This window comes from Nocardia albiluteola (genome assembly GCF_018860155.1).
Classification (GTDB): Bacteria; Actinomycetota; Actinomycetes; order Mycobacteriales; family Mycobacteriaceae; genus Nocardia; species Nocardia albiluteola.
Genome location: NZ_JAHKNI010000031.1, coordinates 13,824 through 32,425, shown reverse-complemented (window position 1 = coordinate 32,425; position 18,602 = coordinate 13,824). Strand labels below are relative to the sequence as shown.

The 18,602-nt window shown below is 69.0% G+C and carries 17 protein-coding genes; 12 read left to right on the top strand and 5 right to left on the bottom strand.

All coding sequences use genetic code 11. The features are described from left to right. The first annotated feature begins 208 nt into the window (after nt 1-208). The 6 genes from KO481_RS42345 to KO481_RS42320 all read left to right on the top strand — a co-directional run bounded on the left by KO481_RS42345 (nt 209) and on the right by KO481_RS42320 (nt 6,127). A complete protein-coding gene (locus KO481_RS42345) occupies nt 209-652 on the top strand; it encodes a GyrI-like domain-containing protein (RefSeq protein WP_215924374.1) in 444 nt (147 codons plus the stop codon). Then, the gene (locus tag KO481_RS42340; protein ID WP_215924372.1) at nt 649-1,086 is read left to right on the top strand and encodes an effector binding domain-containing protein; all 438 of its coding nucleotides are present in this window, start codon (nt 649-651) and stop codon (nt 1,084-1,086) included. Before KO481_RS42345 ends, KO481_RS42340 begins: the two co-directional genes overlap by 4 nt. Nucleotides 1,087-1,570: 484 nt before the next feature. Beyond that, complete coding sequence (locus KO481_RS42335) at nt 1,571-3,409, top strand: putative bifunctional diguanylate cyclase/phosphodiesterase (RefSeq protein WP_308167001.1); 1,839 nt, start codon at nt 1,571-1,573, stop codon at nt 3,407-3,409. Between the two features lie 15 nt (nt 3,410-3,424). Then, entirely contained in the window at nt 3,425-3,760 is a 336-nt protein-coding gene (locus tag KO481_RS42330) for a hypothetical protein (protein ID WP_215924370.1), read from the top strand. 67 nt (nt 3,761-3,827) lie between these two features. Further along, a complete protein-coding gene (locus KO481_RS42325) occupies nt 3,828-4,991 on the top strand; it encodes a glycosyltransferase (protein ID WP_215924368.1) in 1,164 nt (387 codons plus the stop codon). A gap of 245 nt (nt 4,992-5,236) precedes the next feature. Further along, nucleotides 5,237-6,127 carry an SDR family oxidoreductase gene (locus tag KO481_RS42320; protein WP_215924366.1) on the top strand — a complete coding sequence of 297 codons (891 nt, stop codon included), beginning with the start codon at nt 5,237-5,239 and terminating at the stop codon, nt 6,125-6,127. A 29-nt stretch (nt 6,128-6,156) separates the two neighbouring features. Here KO481_RS42320 and soxR read toward each other — a convergent pair whose 3' ends face one another. Beyond that, nucleotides 6,157-6,690, bottom strand: coding sequence for a redox-sensitive transcriptional activator SoxR (soxR, locus tag KO481_RS42315; protein ID WP_215924364.1), 534 nt, complete (start codon nt 6,688-6,690; stop codon nt 6,157-6,159). A gap of 114 nt (nt 6,691-6,804) precedes the next feature. Between soxR and KO481_RS42310 the strand changes: the two genes are divergently transcribed. Continuing rightward, nucleotides 6,805-8,073, top strand: coding sequence for an arginine deiminase (locus KO481_RS42310; protein ID WP_215924362.1), 1,269 nt, complete (start codon nt 6,805-6,807; stop codon nt 8,071-8,073). Nucleotides 8,074-8,080: 7 nt separating this feature from the next. Further along, nucleotides 8,081-8,443: a GntR family transcriptional regulator gene (locus tag KO481_RS42305; protein WP_215924360.1), complete on the top strand. Its 363-nt coding sequence runs from the start codon at nt 8,081-8,083 to the stop codon at nt 8,441-8,443. On the opposite strand, the gene KO481_RS42295 is transcribed toward KO481_RS42305, so the two are convergent. Continuing rightward, entirely contained in the window at nt 8,440-10,086 is a 1,647-nt protein-coding gene (locus KO481_RS42295) for a dolichyl-phosphate-mannose--protein mannosyltransferase (RefSeq protein WP_308167000.1), read from the bottom strand. The two genes, KO481_RS42305 and KO481_RS42295, sit on opposite strands and share 4 nt — an antisense overlap. Nucleotides 10,087-10,705: 619 nt before the next feature. Between KO481_RS42295 and rsmI the strand changes: the two genes are divergently transcribed. Continuing rightward, nucleotides 10,706-11,551, top strand: a complete 846-nt coding sequence (gene rsmI / locus KO481_RS42290; protein ID WP_308166999.1) for a 16S rRNA (cytidine(1402)-2'-O)-methyltransferase — start codon at nt 10,706-10,708, stop codon at nt 11,549-11,551. Between the two features lie 152 nt (nt 11,552-11,703). Here rsmI and KO481_RS42285 read toward each other — a convergent pair whose 3' ends face one another. Both KO481_RS42285 and metG read right to left on the bottom strand, forming a co-directional pair. Next, entirely contained in the window at nt 11,704-12,198 is a 495-nt protein-coding gene (locus KO481_RS42285) for a hypothetical protein (RefSeq protein WP_215924356.1), read from the bottom strand. Nucleotides 12,199-12,357: 159 nt separating this feature from the next. Continuing rightward, nucleotides 12,358-14,004 (bottom strand): methionine--tRNA ligase, encoded by a 1,647-nt coding sequence (gene metG / locus KO481_RS42280; protein WP_308167002.1) that lies wholly within the window; start codon nt 14,002-14,004, stop codon nt 12,358-12,360. A gap of 13 nt (nt 14,005-14,017) precedes the next feature. On the opposite strand from metG, the gene KO481_RS42275 reads away from it, so the two are divergent. Next, complete coding sequence (locus KO481_RS42275; RefSeq protein ID WP_215924352.1) at nt 14,018-14,845, top strand: TatD family hydrolase; 828 nt, start codon at nt 14,018-14,020, stop codon at nt 14,843-14,845. A 297-nt stretch (nt 14,846-15,142) separates the two neighbouring features. Further along, nucleotides 15,143-16,273 carry a resuscitation-promoting factor gene (locus tag KO481_RS42270; RefSeq protein ID WP_215924350.1) on the top strand — a complete coding sequence of 377 codons (1,131 nt, stop codon included), beginning with the start codon at nt 15,143-15,145 and terminating at the stop codon, nt 16,271-16,273. An 84-nt stretch (nt 16,274-16,357) separates the two neighbouring features. Here KO481_RS42270 and KO481_RS42265 read toward each other — a convergent pair whose 3' ends face one another. Then, nucleotides 16,358-17,125 carry an SDR family NAD(P)-dependent oxidoreductase gene (locus tag KO481_RS42265; RefSeq protein WP_215924348.1) on the bottom strand — a complete coding sequence of 256 codons (768 nt, stop codon included), beginning with the start codon at nt 17,123-17,125 and terminating at the stop codon, nt 16,358-16,360. Between the two features lie 299 nt (nt 17,126-17,424). Here KO481_RS42265 and KO481_RS42260 point away from each other — a divergent pair, with 299 nt between their 5' ends. Continuing rightward, nucleotides 17,425-18,597, top strand: a complete 1,173-nt coding sequence (locus KO481_RS42260; protein ID WP_215924346.1) for a lipase family protein — start codon at nt 17,425-17,427, stop codon at nt 18,595-18,597. Nucleotides 18,598-18,602 lie beyond the last annotated feature (5 nt).

The following is an 18,602-nucleotide window of genomic DNA, read 5'->3' as shown; positions in this document are numbered from 1 at the left end:
GGGTGGGGTGGTTGGGAATTGCCTGTGGTTTGTGGTGGGGTGAGGCGGGGCTCGGGCAAATGGGATCCAGCAACCCTGGTTGGTGAGATGTCATGTCGTGGATGTCTCACAGGCCGGGTTGATAGCATGACGCCTGGCCGGGAGGCTGCGGCGATGCGACCCGCATTGCGCGCATCCTGCGCGAACAACTTCGAGAGAGTTAGCTTTCATGCAGTTTGAGATCGTCGAGCGGGACGAGACGTGGGTTGCGGGGCTGCCGGTGCGCAGTCCCAAGCGTGCGCTCGGGGAGCTGCGGGATCGAGATCTCGAGGCCGCCTGGGGGGCGGTGCTGCATCAGGAGCTGGGTGGGCCGCTGGCCTGCGCCTACACCGACTACGCGGCGGATCTGGGCACCTTCAACACCCAGATCGTCGGCTATGAATGCACCTCGTTCGACCAGGTCACCCGCGGGCACATCGTCGCCCGGCTGCCCCGAGGGTCCTATGCCCGCTTCTCCTCGGTCGGCAACTTCCCGCAGCTCATGACCGACCTGTGGACCCAGATCGCGTACGCCGAGGAACACAACCAGATCAAGCGCACCCATACGGGAGACTTCGAGTGCTACCCGCACGCGTACAAGATCGACGTGTATCTGGCGGTAGAACCGCGATGAGCTACACGATTGTCGTGCGTGACCAGGCGATCTACGGCGGCCTGGTGGTACCGCGGGTGCGGCCGAGCTTCAAGGTCAGCAACAGTGAGCTGATCGAATTCCTGCGCGACCGGCTGCGCGATCGCGAGGTGCGGCCCGCCTCGCCGCTGTACACCGTGTACACGCCCGATCCGGCCGGCAATTACAACGTGCTGGTCAGTCACGACTATCCGACCGTCGACGCGGTTCCGGCCGGTGATGTGCTGATCCGCGTGCCCAAGGGCGTCTACGCGCGCTTCGAGCCCAACGGCGACTATCACGACCCGGTCGAGGACGTGTGGGCCCAGGTCGACGACGCGACGGCCTCGGCCGAGATCACCCGCGCCTACCGCGAGGAGATCGAGATCTGGCGCGGGTCGGCGGAGGTCGAGCTGTACATCTCGATCCTGGTCTAGAGCCATCTGGTAGCCATCGGTTAGCCAATCTAGAACCAACCGGTCTTCCTGTTCTGCTTGCCAGCCGTATCCGTGGCCGTGACCAGGGCTAATTTCGGACCTTCCACCCAGGTTTCGGAAGATTAGCCGGACGTCTGGTCAATTCCTGCCGGATGACGGATACTGCCTAAGCGGCCTACCCCGGATTCCAGCCGCGAACCGAACGGTCCGCCACGGGGCCCGGGTGGTCGCGCGGTATCGCGCAGCAACGGAGTAGGAAACCTATGACTGTCGAAGCGACCGCGGTCGGCGCGGCGGACCTCGGCGGCGGCGGGGCGATGCCGACAGCGGTGCTCGCGGCGATTTCCCCGGAATTCGTCGATACACTAGCGTCATTTCGGGGCAGGTTCCTGGACTTACTGGAGGTGCCTGCGCATGAGACCATGGCGTTGGTGCAGCTGACGCGATCGGAGATAAGGTGCCTCGGCGGACACTCGACTCACTGGTGACACAGGTCGCCTCCGAGTTGATGGGCATCGACGCCACGACGGTGGTGGCGGCGACGGAGCGCGTGCTGGCAAGTCTCGTCGAGCATTTCGATGTCGACTTCTGCTACCTGCGCCGTACCGATCGCGACCAGCGCGCCACGATTCTGGTGGCCGAATGGCCGCACCGACCGGACATTCCGGAACCCGACCCGCTCTCGGTCATATATTTCGCGGACGCGGACATCGGGTTCAAGGTCGTCGAGCACGCCACCGAACCGCTGATCGTCCGGCCCGGAGCCTTTGTCGAGTATCAGGACGGTATCCGCGAATCCTCGGGCATCGAGGCGATCACCTCCGCGGCGGTGCCACTGCTCTCGCGCGGCGTTCCGATCGGCCTGCTGGGCTTCATCAAGCACGGCGACCGCGAGTGGAGTACCCGGGAACTCAACGTGCTCAAGGCGATCGCCTCGCTGTTCGCGCAGCTGCAGGCGCGGATCGAGGCCGAGGAGCGGCTGCGGTACATCGCCATGCACGACGACCTCACCGGATTGGCGAATCGCCGGGCGCTGCTGGAATACATGGAACAGCGCCTGGAACCGGGTAATCCAGGGCCGGTGGCCGCCTTCTTCGTGGATCTGGACCGGCTCAAGGCGCTCAACGACTTTCTGGGGCACACCGCCGGCGACAACTTCATCCAGACGCTGTCCATGCGACTACGCGACCACCTGGATCCGGCCGACATGATCGCCCGACTCGGCGGCGACGAGTTCGTGATCGTGCCGGCGAAGCCGATGGAGGCGGTGGAGGCCGAGCTCGAGGGCACCCGCCTGCAGCAGCTGATCGCCCGGCGCGTCACCGTGGGCGAGGAATCGGTCAGCCGGGCGGCGAGCGTCGGTGTCGCGGTGGGCATTCCGGGCGAAATGACCGTGGCCGACGTGCTGCGGCGGGCCGATCACGCCCTGCTGTCCGCGAAATCCGGGGGTGGCAACGGTGTCGCGGTGTTCACCGATGCGATGCGCGCGCAATTCGAGTTGCAGGACGACGTGGAGCTCAACCTGCGCAGCGCGGTAGCCGACGGATCGCTGGTCCTGCATTATCAGCCCGAGGTCGATCTGCGGACCGGGCGGATCGTTGCGCTCGAGGCCCTGGTGCGCTGGCAGCATCCCACGCGCGGACTGCTGCCACCAGGCGCTTTCGTCGGGGTCGCCGAGGCGACGAATCTGGCGGGCGAGCTGGGGCGCTGGGTGATTCGCACCGCGTGCGCCCAGTTTGCCCAGTGGCAGCAGGCGGGCCTGGCCTCCAATGTCGTCATCCGCATCAACGTCTCGCCGGTGCAGCTGGTCAGCCTGGATTTCGTCGAATCCATCGAGGAGACGCTGCGCAGCCACGGCATCGACGGCAGTTCGGTCTGCCTCGAGATCACCGAACACGTTGTCGTGCAGGATCTCGCGCGCACGCAGCTGACGCTGCGCGGGCTCAAGCGAATGGGCGTGCAGATCGCCATCGACGATTTCGGCACCGGATACAGCTCGCTGTCCCACCTGAAGGCGCTGCCGGTCGACGCGGTGAAGATCGACCGCGGGTTCGTGCAGCGCCTCGGCGTCAGCACCGATGATCTGGCGATCGTGAAATCCATTGTCGGACTGGCTGGTTCGTTCGGACTGGGGGTGGTCGGCGAGGGCGTCGAGACCGCGGTGGCCGCGCGCACGCTGGTCGGCCTGGGTTGCTATCGGGCGCAAGGGTTTCTGATCGCCCGGCCACTACCCGCCGAGGAGGTACAGACGCATCTCGCCGCCGGCCGGATCGCGCTGGACCTCGAGCTACCCCGGGTGTCCCGCGGCAGCAACAGGAACTGACCGGTCCGATGGCCGGTGGGGAGTGGCTCGGCGCATCCCGCCTGCGCCGGGTACGGGGTCGGCTATGTCGAACTGTCCGGCGCGCAGCTCTACGACTGGGTCAGCGCGCCGCCGCCCCCGCTGGACCGCTGGCTCACCGAACGGCCCGAATTCCACCCCGACGACCTGCCGGTCTACCGCGCGGCGTGCCGGGAACTGTGCGCGGGCGCGCCGGGCGGCGACGACCGTGAACTGAACTTCCGGGTCCGATTCGACGGTGGCGACTGGATCGCGGTGCGCGCGGTGCTGACGCGATTCGGCGAGGAAATGCCCCACGGCCTCATCCGCGTGCGCCCCGCACTCCCTGGCTAACGAGCCTTCCACCGCTGTTCACGCCGCGTTGCCGCGGCAGGCGTACGCCCACTGGACCATCGGCGGCGTGCGCATCGTTCAGCTGGCCAATTTCTACGGTCCGCGTTCGGGGGGACTGCGGACCGCGCTGCACCATCTGGGTGCGGGGTACGCGGCCGCCGGGCACGAGGTGGTCCTGATCGTGCCGGGGCCGCGGCGTGAGGAACGGGAACTGCCGGGGGGAGTGCTGCGGATCACGCTGCCCGCCGTGGCCATTCCGTGGACGAGTGGATATCGCGCCGCGGATCCGCGGCGGGTGGCCGACGTGCTGGACGGGCTGTCGCCCGACGTGCTCGAGGTCTCGGATCGGCTGACGCTGCGCGGATTCGGGCGCTGGGCCCGGCGCCGGGATGTGGCGGGGGTGATGATCTCGCACGAGCGGCTGGACCGGCTGCTGGGACAGGTGCTGCCGGGGCCGGTCGCGCGCCGCGCGGCCGACGCGGCCAATCGGCGCACCGCCGCCGACTACGACATGGTGGTCTGCACAACGGAATTCGCGAGGGCGGAGTTCGCGCGCATCGAGGCGCCGAATGTGGAGCTGGTGCCGCTGGGTGTGGATCTGGAGATGTTCACCCCGGGCCGCCGCGATCGGCTCCTGCGGGCGCGATACGGGGCCGCGGAGCATCCGCTGCTGGTGCACTGCGGGCGGCTGTCGGTGGAGAAGCGGGTGGACCGCAGCATCGAGGCCGTCGGGGAGCTGCGCCGCGACGGGGTGGACGCGCGGCTGATCGTCGCCGGCGACGGCCCGCGCCGCGAGTCGCTGGAACGGCGGGCACGGGGAATCACGCCGCTGCCCGACGGCAGCCCGGCCGTGCACTTCACCGGGTTCATCTCCGACCGCACCCACCTTGCGACCCTGCTGGCCAGCGCGGACGTCTCGCTGGCGCCCGGGCCGCACGAGACGTTCGGGCTGGCCGCGCTCGAGGCGCTGGCGGCGGGCACGCCCGTGGTGGCCAGCCGGTCCTCGGCCCTGGCCGACATCGTGACCGCCGACTGCGGAGCCGTCGCGGCCAACGATCCGGCCGACTTCGCCCGGGCGGTGACCGAGGTGCTGGCCCGCCCGGCCGCCGCTCGCCGCCGCGCCGCCCGCACCCGGGCCGAGCAGTTCACCTGGCCCGCGGCCGTGGCGGGCATGCTGAGAGTGCTGTGTTTTCGGCCTCCGCTTCGCTCCGGCGGGTTTTCGGCGCCCTAGGGGCTCGTCGCGCCGAAAACCTGCGGGTCTACTCCTTGTGCCGATCGCTACGCGGGCGAGTCCCAGCCGGACGGAGACGCATCGCCGCTGGGCACGTCGGTTGTTGCGTTCTCGGCGAATGGCACCCGACAGGCACACTCGGCCCGGTACGGGCCCCCGGCGATGCGCACCACGTATGCTCCAGGGCACAGCAACACATCCGGCGCGCCGCCGCCCGGTGCGCCACCGAGCCTGCGAGGAACGGTGTGCCCGATCGCCTGAAGTCCGTCAGCGGTAAGAAGGTCCTGATCACCGGCGCGGCCAGCGGTATCGGCCGGGCGACGGCCCTGGCCGCGGCCCGCGAGGGCGCCGAGCTGGTGCTCACCGATGTCAATGCCGCCGGGCTCGACGAAACGGTGCGGCTGATCGGCGTCGACGGGGGCAAGATGCTCGCCGCCCAGGCCCTGGACATCAGCGACTACGAGGCGGTCACCGCGTTCGCCGCCGACGTGTTCGACCGGCACGGCAGCCTGGATGTGGTGATGAACATCGCCGGGGTGTCGGCCTGGGGCACGGTGGAGAATCTCGAGCACCGGCACTGGCGCGCGATGATCGACATCAATCTGATGGGCCCCATCCACGTCATCGAGAATTTCGTGCCCCCGATGGTCGCGGCCGGGCGCGGCGGCGCGCTGGTGAACGTGTCCTCGGCGGCCGGGCTGCTGGCCTTCCCCTGGCACGCGGCCTACAGCGCCTCCAAATTCGGGGTGCGCGGGCTGTCGGAGGTGCTGCGATTCGACCTCGAGCGGCACGGCATCACGGTGCACCTGGTGGCGCCGGGCGCGGTGAACACCCACCTGGTCGAGACCGTGGAGATCGCCGGGGTGAATCGCGACGACCCGCGAATTCAACGCTATTTCAAGCAGTTTCAGCGCCACGCCAGCTCGCCGGAGCGGGTCGCCGAGCGCATTCTGCGCGGCATCGAGCGCAACCGGTTCCTGATCCATACCTCCTTCGATGTGCGCTTCGGCTACTGGTGGGCGCGAAAGTTCGCCTGGCCCTACGAATTCGCGATGCGCCGGGCCAATGACGGCTTCAATGCTCTCTACGAGCGGGTCTCCGCGAGCGAGCCGGACTCGCGCGGCAAGCGCATGTAGCTCGTCGTTCCGACGTTTCGATGGCGTGATCAGCAGGGGTGATCCGGATTCACCCCGGCCGGGATCGAGCATTCGGCCTCGGCGCACGCAACGCCCTTCTCCCCGTTGAGGTTCACATCGAGTACCCGGGCGCCCGGGCCGTCGTCGCCGAGCCGGTCGTGGAAGTTCACGATCCGGCAGCTGGCCAGAGACAGGCAGCCGCAGCCGATGCAGCTGCTGACGCTGTCGCGCAGGCGGATCAGCTGTTCGATGCGCTGATCGAGGTCCTGGCGCCAGATGGTGGACAGTCGCTCCCAGTCCTTGCGGTTGGGCGTGCGGCCTTCGGGTAGGGTGTGAAGTGCATCGCGAATCTCGCTGAGCGGTATGCCGACTCGTTGCGAGATCCGAATGAAGGCGACGCGACGAAGCGTCTCGCGCGGATAGCGGCGTTGATTGCCGCTCGTGCGGCGGCTGGTGATCAGTCCCTCGCGTTCGTAGAAATGCAATGCCGACACCGCGACCCCACTGCGTTCGGACAGCTGCCCGGGGGTGAGCTCCTTGACTTGCCAGGTGGTGTGCTGCATACCTTAACAATACTTCAGGTGTGGGTCGTCATATCCGGGTTTCCGAATCTGCGCATCCGCCCATACCCAGCGAATTCCGTGCCAATGCGGCCGCGGAATACTACGGTCGAAACCATGGACACGCAGGTGGACGGCGGCTCGCAGGCAGGCGGTAGCGCGGGAGGCGGCCCGAGCGCCGCACCACCGCTCTGCGTAACCTCGGAGGTCGGCGCCCTGCGCACGGTCCTGCTGCACCGGCCCGGCGACGAGCTGCGCCGCCTCACCCCGCGCAACAACGACCAGCTGCTGTTCGACGCCATCCCGTGGGTCGAGCGCGCACAGCAGGAGCACGACAGCTTCGTCGAGGTGCTGCGCGGGCGCGGGGTCGAGGTGCTGCTGCTGGCCGACCTGCTCACGCAGACCCTGGCCGTCAGCGGCGCCGGGCGCAGCATGGGCATCACCGCGGCGGTGGACGCGCGCCGCGTCGGCTATGCGCTGGCCGAGGAGCTCAAGGCCCACCTGCGCGGCGTCCCGGCACCGGAGCTGGCCCGAATCCTGATGGCGGGCATGACCTTCGACGAGCTGCCCTTCGCGCCCGCCACCACCTCGCTGGTGCGCCGCATGCACCACGGCACCGATTTCGTCATCGACCCGCTGCCGAATCTGCTGTTCACTCGCGATTCCTCGTTCTGGGTGGGCCGCAAGGTGGCGATCACCTCGCTGGCGCTGCCCGCCCGGGCCCGGGAGACCTCGCTCACCGACCTCATCTACGCCTTCCACCCGCGCTTCCTCGGGGTGCGTCGTGCCTACGAATCGCACATCGCGCCGATGGAGGGCGGCGACGTGCTACTGCTCGCGCCCGGAGTGGTGGCGATCGGCGTGGGCGAGCGCACCTCCCCGGCCGGCGCGGAGGCGTTGGCGCGCAGCCTGTTCGAGGACAGTCTGGCGCACACGGTGCTGGTGGTGCCGATCGCCCAGAACCGGGCCACCATGCACCTGGACACCGTCTGCACCATGGTCGACGCCGATGCCGTGGTGATGTATCCCGCGGTGCGGGATGAGCTGCTCGCGTTCACGATCGCCATCCGCGACGACGGTTCGGTCGACATGCGCGGCCCGGATCCGTTCCTGCCCGCCGCGGCCGAGGCCATGGGGATCGGGAAACTGCGGGTCATCGACACGGGGCTCGACGGCATCACCGCCGAGCGCGAACAATGGGACGACGGCAACAACACCCTCGCGCTGGCGCCCGGGGTGGTGGTCGCCTACGAACGCAACGAGAATACGAATGGGCGGCTGGCCGACGCCGGTGTCGAGGTGCTGACCATCCCCGGGTCCGAACTGGGATCCGGCCGGGGCGGTCCGCGCTGCCTGTCCTGCCCTCTAGCCCGGGACGAGATGTGAGGCGCCGATGGAAATACCGGTCGACCACCATTCGGCGGTCCCACCGTACGAGCAGCTGCGGCAGGGCATCATCGCCCGCGTGCGCTCGGGTGAGCTGACGGCCGGCACCAAGATTCCGACGGTGCGGGCGCTGGCCGCGCAGCTGGGCCTGGCGCCCAACACGGTCGCGCGTGCGTACCGGGAGCTGGAACAGGACGGCGTGCTCGAGACCCGCGGCCGCCTCGGCTCGTTCATCGCCTCTTCCGGCGATCCGACCCAGGACGCGGCCGGACACGCGGCGACCGAATACGTTGCGGCCGTCCGGCGCCTGGGCCTGGACGACGAGGCCGCGCTGCGCTACGTCCACAATGCCCTGGGCGAACAGGCCTAGCGCCAGCTGGGCAGCCAGAGATGGTTGTGCCAGTCGCCGACGGTGATCGGCAGCGCGGTCATGATCGGCCACAGGTAGATGAAGTTCGCGACGACCACGCCCACATACAGGGTCACCAGCAGCAGGCTCAGGGTATGCCGCTCGCTGGTCACCAGGAACCGGTAGCCGGCGGCGGCGTGCGCGTTGGGCCCGGAGGCGGCAGCCTGCGTCAGGCCGTGCATACCGCCCAGAGACCCCGCCGCACGGACGAACGGGGCGGGGCCGAGGATGTCGCCGAGCACCAGCGCGATGCCGATCACGAGGAACGGGGCCATCGGCACCGCGTAGAAGAAGTACATCTGCCGGTCCAGATCCATGAACCACGGCAGCAGACCGGCCAGGTACCCCACCAGCATCGCGGCGTACCGCCAGTCGAAACGGGTCGCGGTCCGCCAGATCGCCCACCCCAGCATCGGCAGCGAGAGCCACCACATCGCGGGCGTGCCGATCAGCATGACCGCCTTCACGCAGACGGACTGGCCGCAGCCGCCGATGCCGCCGTCGGCGTAGTAGTACAGCATCGGCCGCAGGCCCATCGGCCACGACCACGGCTTGGATTCCCACGGGTGATGGTTTCCGGCCGAATTAGTTAGGCCCTCATGGAATTTCAGTGATTCGCCCTGGTTGTGCCACAGCGAGCGCAGCGCGTCCGGGATCCAGGACCAGGTGCCCCCGGCGCCGATCGCATTGCCCACCGAGTACCGGTCGTAGCCGTCCTCGCTGGCGAACCACAGGCTCCAGCTGCCCAGATAGACCAGGATCGGCACGAGGACCAGCGTGGCGAGCGCGGGCACGACGTCGCGCACGATCGTGCCGAGCCACGGCCGCGGCACCCCGTACGCCCGCCGGGCGGCGACATCGAAGAAGACCGATAGCAGCCCGAAGGCCACGATGTAGTACAGGCCGTTCCATTTCACGCCGAGCGTGAGCCCGATCAGCACGCCCCCGCCGAACCGCCACCACCGCACACCGAGCCGGGGCCCCCACACGCTCCAGGCGATGCGCCCCTGCGCATCCGCGCGGGCCAGCCGTTCGCGCACGACGTCGCGGTCCACGATCAGGCAGCCGAACGCCGCCAGCACGAATCCGGCCTGGAAGATGTCGAGCATCCCGACGCGCGCGGATACGAACGTCACGCCGTCGGCGATCAGCAGGATCCCCGCGAGCGCGCCGAGCATCGTGGACCGCGTCATGCGGCGGGTGATCCGAATGACCAGTAGTACCAGCATCGAACCGAAGATCGCGGCGACGAACCGCCAGCCCAGCGGGGTGTAACCGAAGATGGCCTCGCCCAGCCCGATCATCTGCTTGCCCACCGGCGGGTGCACCACCAGCCCGTAGGCGGGGTTGTCCTCGACGCCGCCGCCGGTCACCATCTGCCAGGCCTGCGGGGCGTAATGCTTCTCGTCGAACACCGGCGTGCCCGCGTCGGTCGGATAGTTCAGCATCGTGAACCGGGTGAGCGCGGCGATCGCGGTGAGAACCGCAGTGACTAGCCAGCCCCGCGCGCGATCGGTCGGGCCGAAATCGGGGGAGGGGCGCAGCGGCGCCGGACTCGAGGGCCCCGCGCCGATCGCCGGTCGCACGTTGGTCAGCTGGGGCACACCGACGCCTCGCTGGCGCTCGGCGTCGCCGTGCCCCCCGGGTGCTCTAACAATGGTTCGCTCGCAAGCTCGCTCACGGACGCCTCGCCGGCGCTCGGCGTCGCCGTGCCCCCCGGGTGCTCTAACAATGGTTCGCTCGCAAGCTCGCTCACGGACGCCTCGCCGGCGCTCGGCGTCGCCGTGCCCCCCGGGTGCTCTAACAACGGTTCGCTCGCAAGCTCGCTCACGGACGCCTCGCCGGCGCTCGGCGTCGCCATGACCCCCGGGTGCTCTAACAATGGTTGGCTCGCAAGCTCGCTCACGATATCCGAGTCTAGGTGCGCCCGGGATCCGCGCACGACCGGGCATATTCGACGCGGTTCCCCGGATGACCGGGCGGGTGCGGTCGGCGTACATATGCGATCGGACCTCGTGGCCAAGGCACGCGGGGGTGCCACGACCGTCCGGCCGCGGGCCGATGGTGCGAGGCAGGGCGAGCGTAAGCGGCTGTGGCACACGGACTTCGCGGGGTCATGCGATGTGGAAGGCGGCGGTCGAAGCCGCATGCGGTGCCTGCTGCGCCTGGATGTGCGGCCTCGTCGCCGGACGGGGGCCGCGCGCGGACGCCTAGGGTGGTGCTGTGGACAAGGTGGCGACGGGGAGGCTGGTGCTGGCGGCGACGCCGATGGGTGAGGTGGGGGATGCCTCGCAGCGGTTGCGCGATGCGCTCGGGGCGGCGGAGGTGGTCGCGGCGGAGGACACCCGGCGGACCAAGGCGCTGGCCAAGGCGCTGGGGGTGGAGATCGCCGGGCGGGTGGTGAGTTTCTACGACCACGTCGAGGCGGCGCGAATTCCGATGCTGCTGGAGGAGATCGAGGCCGGGCGCACGGTGCTGCTGGTCACCGATGCGGGCATGCCGTCGGTGAGCGATCCCGGGTATCGGATGGTCGCGGCGTGCGTCGAGCGGAATCTTCCGGTCACCTGCCTGCCCGGTCCGTCGGCCGTGACGACCGCGCTGGCCCTGTCCGGGCTACCGATGGAACGGTTCTGCTTCGACGGTTTCGCGCCGCGCAAGGGTGGACAGCGCAGGCAGTGGTTGGGCACCCTCGCCGCCGAACCGCGCGCCGTTGTCTTCTTCGAGGCCCCGCACAGGTTGGCCGACTGCCTGGCCGACGCCGTCGAGGTCCTGGGCCCGGACCGCCGCGCCGCGGTCTGCCGCGAGCTGACCAAGACTTACGAGGAGGTCGTGCGCGGCACGCTGGCCGAGCTGGCGGCCTGGGCCGTCGACGGCGCTCGGGGTGAGATCACCGTGGTTCTCGAAGGCGCGCAACCGGTTTCGGTCGAGCCGGCCGACCTGGTCGACCGCGTCGAGGCCCTCGTGGCCAAGGGCATGCGCCTCAAGGACGCCTGCGCCGAGATCGCCGCGAGCACCGGCGCGTCCCGGCGTGAGCTGTACGACGCGGTACTTACCGCTCGCGCCAACTGACGCGGCGGCGACTCGATCCTCGGGCTCGACGTACCTCGGGAACACCGGCTCGGGGCAGGGCGCCCGGCTCGGCCGGGGCAGCGATGCCGACGAAGGTGCGCTCGCTCCGGCCGCCTGTTCCGGGTGCCCCCGCCTCCGGGGCGTGCCGAGTCCTAATACACGTAGACCTGGCCCGGCTTCGAGAGCGAGAAACCGTGGCTGCCGGAGGTGGCACATCCGGCAGCCATGTAGTGGCCGTCACCGCACCGCACCTGGGTGCCCCGGAGGGGCGGATTGGGCGTGCAACCCTGTCCCGGGCAGCCGTTCGAGTCGTACACCGGCGGCGGATTGCCGCCCGGGCGGGTGAACGGCGTCCCCGCAAGCGTGGCTGCGTGCATCGGTGCGCCGGGTGCGTCCTGGACGATCTGCCGCCCCGATACCGACAGGCCCGCGCCCTCCGCGCTGCCCGCGGGCAGGAACCCGGGGCGCTCCATCACCACGGTGCCGTTCGGTACGTCGCATCCCAGCGCGCCACCCGGGGTGACCTCGCAGTTCCAGCCCTGATAGTTGAAGAAGACCGGGGTCGCGGCCTGTGCCGTTCCGCCGCACATGATCGCCGCGGTCACGGCCGCCAGCCCGATCGTCGTCCCAGCTGCCGAAAGTCTCATAGTCGCCTCCCAATGCCTAGAATTTCCCAGCGGGCAATACGCCTCGTCAGGATCTGCCGAAGATCAGGATTCCCGCGCCTACGGTAACCGGAGGAGCCGCGGATTGCGAAGGTATCGGGCCGCACCGGGTGCGAGTCGGAGCCGCCGCCGAGTCGACGCTCAGTCTTTGGGCTCCACGTACTTCGGGAATACCGGCTCCGGGGCGGGCAGGGGCAGACCCGGCTCGATCTGGGTCGCGATATCGGCGAAGCTGCGCTTGGTCTGGCCGAGCTGGTCCAGGATGCGCCCGGCCGAACCCGGCAGCACCGGCTGGACCAGGATCGAGACGATGCGCAGCACCTCGAGGGTGACGTACAGCACCGTCGCCTCGCGTGCCAGATCCTCCGGCGTGCCCGATTTGGCCAGGGCCCAGGGCTGCTGGGCGGAGAAATAGCGGTTCGTCTCGCCCAGGGTCAGCCAGATCGCGTCCAGCGCGAGGTGCATCTGCTGCTGGTCGAATTCGGCGCGGCACCGCTCCAGCAGGCCGTTCGCGCGCTCCAGCAGCTCGCGGTCGTCCGCGGTGAATTCGCCCGGTGTCGGCACGGTCGAATCACAGTCGCGGGCAACCATTTTCAGGCTGCGCTGCACGAGATTGCCGTATTCGTTGGCCAGATCGGAGTTGATGCGCCCGACGATCGCCTCGTGGCTGTAGGAGCCGTCCTGCCCGTAGGAGATCTCGCGCAGCAGGAAGAAGCGCACCGCGTCCAGGCCGTAGGTGTCGACCAGGGCCAGCGGGTCGACGACGTTGCCGACCGACTTGGACATCTTCTCGCCCTTGTTGTACAGGAACCCGTGCACGAAAACGCGTTCGGGCAGCTCGAGCCCCGCCGACAGCAGGAACGCGGGCCAGTACACGGTGTGGAAACGGCTGATGTCCTTGCCGATGATGTGCAGATCGGCCGGCCAGAACCGTTGGAACGACGCGGATTCGGTATTCGGGAATCCGGCCCCGGTGAGGTAGTTGGTGAGCGCGTCCACCCACACGTACATCACGTGCGCGGGATCGCCGGGCACCGGCACACCCCAGTCGAAGGTTGTGCGCGAGATGGACAGATCCTTCAGCCCGGCCTTGACGTAGCTGACGATCTCGTTGCGCCGCGTCGCCGGGAGGATGAAGTCGGGGTGCTGCTCGTAGTGCTCGAGCAGCCGGTCCTGGTACTTCGACAGGCGGAAGAAGTAGTTCGACTCCTCGGTCCACTCCACGGGAGTGCGGGTCTCGGTCGACACGCGGGTGCCGTCTTCGAGGACCGTGGTCTCCTCGTCGGTGTAGAACGCCTCGTCCCGCACTGAGTACCAGCCGGCGTAGGTGTCCAGGTAGATGTCGCCCGCTGCCTGCATCCGCTTCCAGATCGCGATCGACGCGGCGATGTGGTCCTCGTCGGTCGTTCGCATGAAGCGGTCGAAGGAGATCTCGAGCGTCTTGTCCATGCGCTCGAACACGTCCGAGTTGCGCGCGGCGTACTCCTGCACCGGGACGTCGGCGGCGCGCGCGGCCTGCTGCACCTTCTGGCCGTGCTCGTCGGTGCCGGTCATGAAGAACACCTCGAATCCGTCGAGGCGCTTGAACCGGGCCAGCGAGTCGGAGGAGATGTACTCGTAGGCATGCCCGATGTGCGGTACGCCGTTCGGGTAGGCGATGGCCGTGGTGATGTAGAAGGAGGGGCGTTCGAGTTCGCTCATGGTGGCTCTACTGTAGTAGGGCCCGGCGGCGGATCGCGTCGTGCACCGGTGTGGTTGGCTGGTGCCGCTATATTCCCGAACCCCGATCTCGAGGTCGCCGATGCCCGGTCAACGTCCCGCCCCGGAGCCGCCGGAGCCGCTGTCCCCCTTGGTGGATGCGCACACCCATCTGGACGCGTGCGGCGCCACCGATGCGGAATCGGTTGCGGCCATTGTGGATCGGGCCGCCGCGGTCGGCGTCGGGAGGGTCGTCACCGTCGCGGACGATCTCGAGGCCGCCCAGTTCGCGGTGCGGGCCGCGCACTGGGACCAGCGGGTGTACGCGGCCGTCGCGCTGCATCCCACCCGCGCCAACGTCCTGGACGACGACGCGAAGGCCGAGCTCGAGAAGCTGGCGGGCGACCCACGCGTGGTCGCGGTCGGCGAGACGGGCCTGGACTACTACTGGCCCGGCAAGCTCGACGGCTGCGCCGAGGTCGAGGACCAGGTCGAGGGCTTCCGCTGGCACATCGATCTGGCCAAACGGCTGGGCAAGCCGCTGATGATCCACAACCGCGAGGCCGATCACGACCTGCTCACGGTGCTGCTGGACGAGGGCGCGCCCGACACGGTGATCTTCCACTGCTTCTCCTCCGACGCGGTGATGGCGCAGGCCTGCGTGGAGGAGGGGTACGTGCTGTCGTTTTCCGGGACGGTCAGCTTCAAGAACGCGCACGAGCTGCGCGAGGCCGCGACCCTCGTGCCCGACGGGCAGATCCTGGTCGAGACCGATGCCCCCTTCCTGACCCCGCACCCGTTCCGCGGGGCGCCGAACGAGCCGTACTGCCTGCCGTACACGGTTCGCGCCCTGGCCGAGGTCCGCGGGCAGGATCCCGCCGAGCTGGCCCGGCTGACCACCGCGAATGCCCAGCGGCTGTATCGGCTCTGATCGGTCGCGCCGGCCCTGATCGGCTGGAGATCGACAGCGGGCCGGGCCGCCATACCGTTGCGCGGCCGGAATATACAGCAGCAGCTTCCGGTAAAAAATTACCCCGGGCAGTGGTGAATATCACACCGTGTCGCTTCGGGGTGCGACGGCGTGCCCTGGGTCACTACGATTGCGGCGGCTGTTATATCGCCACCCCCTCGATGCTTTTTCGTGATGTGAAAACTGCCTGCTCAATCTCCCGTGGTTGTTGGGCCCCGACCTGATCGTTATCATCTTGTGACAATGCCGGAGCCCTCGATGTCCGCGCTAGCGCGAATCAACTCCTCTCGATCGCCGTTGCTGTACACGGCGATCGCGGCGCTGCTGGTCACGCTCATCTTCGGCGCGGCGCTGGCGATCGTGGATCGTAAGACCGTCACCCTCGTCGTCGACGGGCAACGGACCACCCTGACGACCATGTCCGTGACCGTGCGCGCGGCGCTGAATTCCGCCGGATACGAGGTGTCCGAGCACGACGCCATCACTCCGGCCGGGGGCGTCATCCTGACGGACGGGGCCACCATCACCCTGAATCGGGCCCGGCAGGTCGCGCTCGTGGTCGACGGCCAGCAGCAGCAGGTGTGGACCACCGCCGACACCGTCGGTGATGCGTTGGCGCAGTTGAAGATTCCGGACGATGTCTTCGCCTCCCCGGCCCGGCCCACCCCGCTGCCGCTGCGGGGGGCCGCGCTGTCGGTGACCAGCCCGCACACGGTGATGCTGTCCGACAACGGCGCCGCGGCGAGCTATGTGCGACTGGCCGCTCCGACGGTCGGGCAGCTGCTGAAGGTGCGCGGCGTGCCGCTGGCCGACCAGGACACCGTGGTCCCCTCCGCCGACACCCAGCTCAGTGACGGTATGTCGATCACCGTCACGCGCCGGCGGACCGTGAACCGCGTTGAACGGGTGCCGCTGGATCCGCCGCAAAACGTCATTCAGGACGTGACCATGAACATGGACCGCAGCTCGGTGGAGAATCCGGGTAAGCCGGGCGTGCAGGACGTGACCTACGCGGTATCGATCGTCAACGGGCGGGCGCAGGAGAAGAAGCAGATCAGCAGCACCGTCATCGTGCCCGCGCAGCCCAAGACCGTTCACAAGGGCGCCAAGCCCGGCACCGAGGTGCCGCCGATTCGCAACGGCGCGACGTGGGATGCGCTGGCCAAGTGCGAATCCGGCGGCAACTGGGGTATCAATACCGGCAACGGGTTCTTCGGCGGGGTTCAGTTCGACCAGAACACGTGGGTGCGTCAAGGCGGGCTGCGATACGCGCCGCGGCCCGATCTGGCGACCCGCGAGGAACAGATCACGATCGCGACCGTGACCCAGGCGCGGCAGGGGTGGCACGCGTGGCCCGCGTGCACCGCGCACCTGGGTATCGGGCAGTAGGGGCCGAGCGCCACCCGGGCACGCTTACGGCCGGGATCCCGAGATCCCGGCCGTAGACCTGCTAAATCATTGCCCCGCAGGCGATTACATGAGTGCGCCGCCGTCGACACGGATCTCGGTGCCGGTCATGTAGCGGCCGTCCTCGGAGGCGACCATCGCGACGACGCCCGCGATGTCCTGCGGATCGCCGAGCGCGCCGCCGTTCATCCAGCCGGTCAGGCGGGCCAGCAGGCTCCAGTCCGCATCCGGGGGCAACTGCAGGCCCGAGGTGATACCGGTGTTGATGCCGCCGGGCACGATGTTCACCGCGCGCAGCCCCTGCTTCACGTACTCCAGCGCCAGCGAGTGGGTCAGCGCGTTGACCCCGCCCTTGGAGGCCGAATAGGCGGCCATGTAGGGATTCGAACCGAACGCCGCGGTCGAGGAGAAGTTCACGATCACCGGATGCTCGCCGCGCAGCAGCTGCGGCAGCGCGGCCTGGCACATCAGGAAGGTGCCGGTGAGGTTGACCCCGATCACCTGATTCCAGTCCTCGAACGGCATCTCGTGGGTGTGTGCGGCGCGCATGATGCCCGCCGCGTTGACCAGCACATCCAGCCCGCCCAGCAGCTCGAGGGCCCGCCCGCTCCCCTCGCGCACCGAGGCCGGGTCGGAGACGTCGATGCGCACGGTCTGCAGCCGCTCGCGCTCGGGCTCCGGGGCCGTCTCCGCGGTCTCCTTCAGCCCCGCCTCGGCGATATCGGCCGCGACCAGGGTGGCGCCCTCGGTGAGCAGGCGCAGCGCGATGCCCCGCCCGATGCCCGAGCCCGCGCCCGTCACGAGCACCCGCCGTCCCTCATACCTGCGCTGCATTGTGCCAACCTCTCGAAAAGTGCGGGTGAGATGTAACTTTCGCCGTCGCATCGCTCGGGCGGGTGTGTGGCGCCCCGGGGACCGTCGCATACCGCTGTGTCAGAAAACTAGAACCCGTATCAGTCCGCGTCAATGGTGTGTTGTGATCTTGACCTCCGTCGCGCCGCGGTGCCTATGACCTCCCGCCCCGCTCCGGCGTGCCGCGCCGCCTCCACTGTCGCGTCTGCTCACAATGGCGTCTCAGGAACGATCGATACGCTCCGCCCGGATTTGGCCCGATAGGACTATGAGGAGTTCGGATGCGACTGACGGGTGGCTGGGGACGCACGATCCTCGCAGGGGCGCTCGCCCTTGCTGCCGCGGCTACTCCGGTGATCGCGGAGGCGGCGCCGACCACCGGCACGCCCGGATCGGTCATCGGCGTCGACCCGAAGCCCGCCGGATTTCACGGGTTGTCCGGCGGTTCGGTCATCGACTACTGGATGACCGGATCCGACGGCGCGCCGCGGCGGGCAAGCGGGGCGCTGTTCGTCCCGCCCGGGCGGGCGCCCGCCGGTGGCTGGCCGATCATGGCCTACGACCACGGCACCTCCGGGCTCGGTTCCGGATGCGGGGGCATGTCCGCGCCCGGGCCCATGGCCGGGGAGAACTCGGCGCAGGACCAGCTGCTGCAGTACTTCGTATCGAAGGGTTTCGCGGTCGTCGCGCCCGACTACCTCGGGCTCGGCCGCTTCGACACCGGACCGCACCCGTATCTGGAGCGCCGGACCGAGGCCACCTCGACGATCGATCTCGTCCGCGCGGCCCGGGCCGCGAATTCGGCGCTGTCCCGGACCTGGGTGGTCACCGGTACCTCGCAGGGCGGACAGGCCGCGCTCGGCGCCGGGCACCTGCAGCGGACCTACGCGCCCGACCTGGACTTCCGCGGCACGATCACCATCGACCCCGAATCGGACCTCGAGGCGGTGCTGCCCGCGGGCGGTCCTTGGGTGTCGGAGGTGCCCGGTGTCGGCGGCGACGCCACCACCGCCTTCATCGCGATGACGCTGGTCGGATTGCGGGAGACCCACCCGGAGGCGAACGTCGACAGCTATCTGAGCCCCCGGGGCCGCGAGGTTCTCGACTCCGCCGGCGCGCTGTGCCTGCCCGGGATCGTGAAGCAGGTCCGCGGCGCCTCGATCGGCGATCTGCTCTCGCGCCAGCTGACCACGCCCTCGTTCCAGGCCGCACTCGACTCGTACATGGCCGTGCCGACCAGCGGCTACAACGCTCCGATCCTGTTGCTGACCAACGTGACCGACAATGTGATCCCGCCGCCGTTCCACGCCGCGCTCGCCGCGCAGTTCGTCGCGAACGGCGTGGACTTCCGCGCGGTGGTCGGCAAGGGGAAGCACTGCGAGCTCAACCCGCAGATGTATGCCGCGATGGATGCCTTCGTCGCCCGCGTCCACGCCACGCCGACCCGGCCGTAGCGCGC

What these genes read in the sequence shown, in the direction of transcription:
- KO481_RS42345 (WP_215924374.1), top strand. Translation starts at nt 209, where the DNA reads ATGCAGTTTGAGATCGTCGAGCGGGACGAGACGTGGGTTGCGGGGCTG.
- KO481_RS42340 (WP_215924372.1), top strand. Translation starts at nt 649, where the DNA reads ATGAGCTACACGATTGTCGTGCGTGACCAGGCGATCTACGGCGGCCTG.
- soxR (WP_215924364.1), bottom strand. Translation starts at nt 6,690, where the DNA reads ATGCAGCACACCACCTGGCAAGTCAAGGAGCTCACCCCCGGGCAGCTG.
- KO481_RS42310 (WP_215924362.1), top strand. Translation starts at nt 6,805, where the DNA reads ATGGACACGCAGGTGGACGGCGGCTCGCAGGCAGGCGGTAGCGCGGGA.
- KO481_RS42305 (WP_215924360.1), top strand. Translation starts at nt 8,081, where the DNA reads ATGGAAATACCGGTCGACCACCATTCGGCGGTCCCACCGTACGAGCAG.
- KO481_RS42285 (WP_215924356.1), bottom strand. Translation starts at nt 12,198, where the DNA reads ATGAGACTTTCGGCAGCTGGGACGACGATCGGGCTGGCGGCCGTGACC.
- KO481_RS42275 (WP_215924352.1), top strand. Translation starts at nt 14,018, where the DNA reads ATGCCCGGTCAACGTCCCGCCCCGGAGCCGCCGGAGCCGCTGTCCCCC.
- KO481_RS42270 (WP_215924350.1), top strand. Translation starts at nt 15,143, where the DNA reads ATGTCCGCGCTAGCGCGAATCAACTCCTCTCGATCGCCGTTGCTGTAC.
- KO481_RS42265 (WP_215924348.1), bottom strand. Translation starts at nt 17,125, where the DNA reads ATGCAGCGCAGGTATGAGGGACGGCGGGTGCTCGTGACGGGCGCGGGC.
- KO481_RS42260 (WP_215924346.1), top strand. Translation starts at nt 17,425, where the DNA reads ATGCGACTGACGGGTGGCTGGGGACGCACGATCCTCGCAGGGGCGCTC.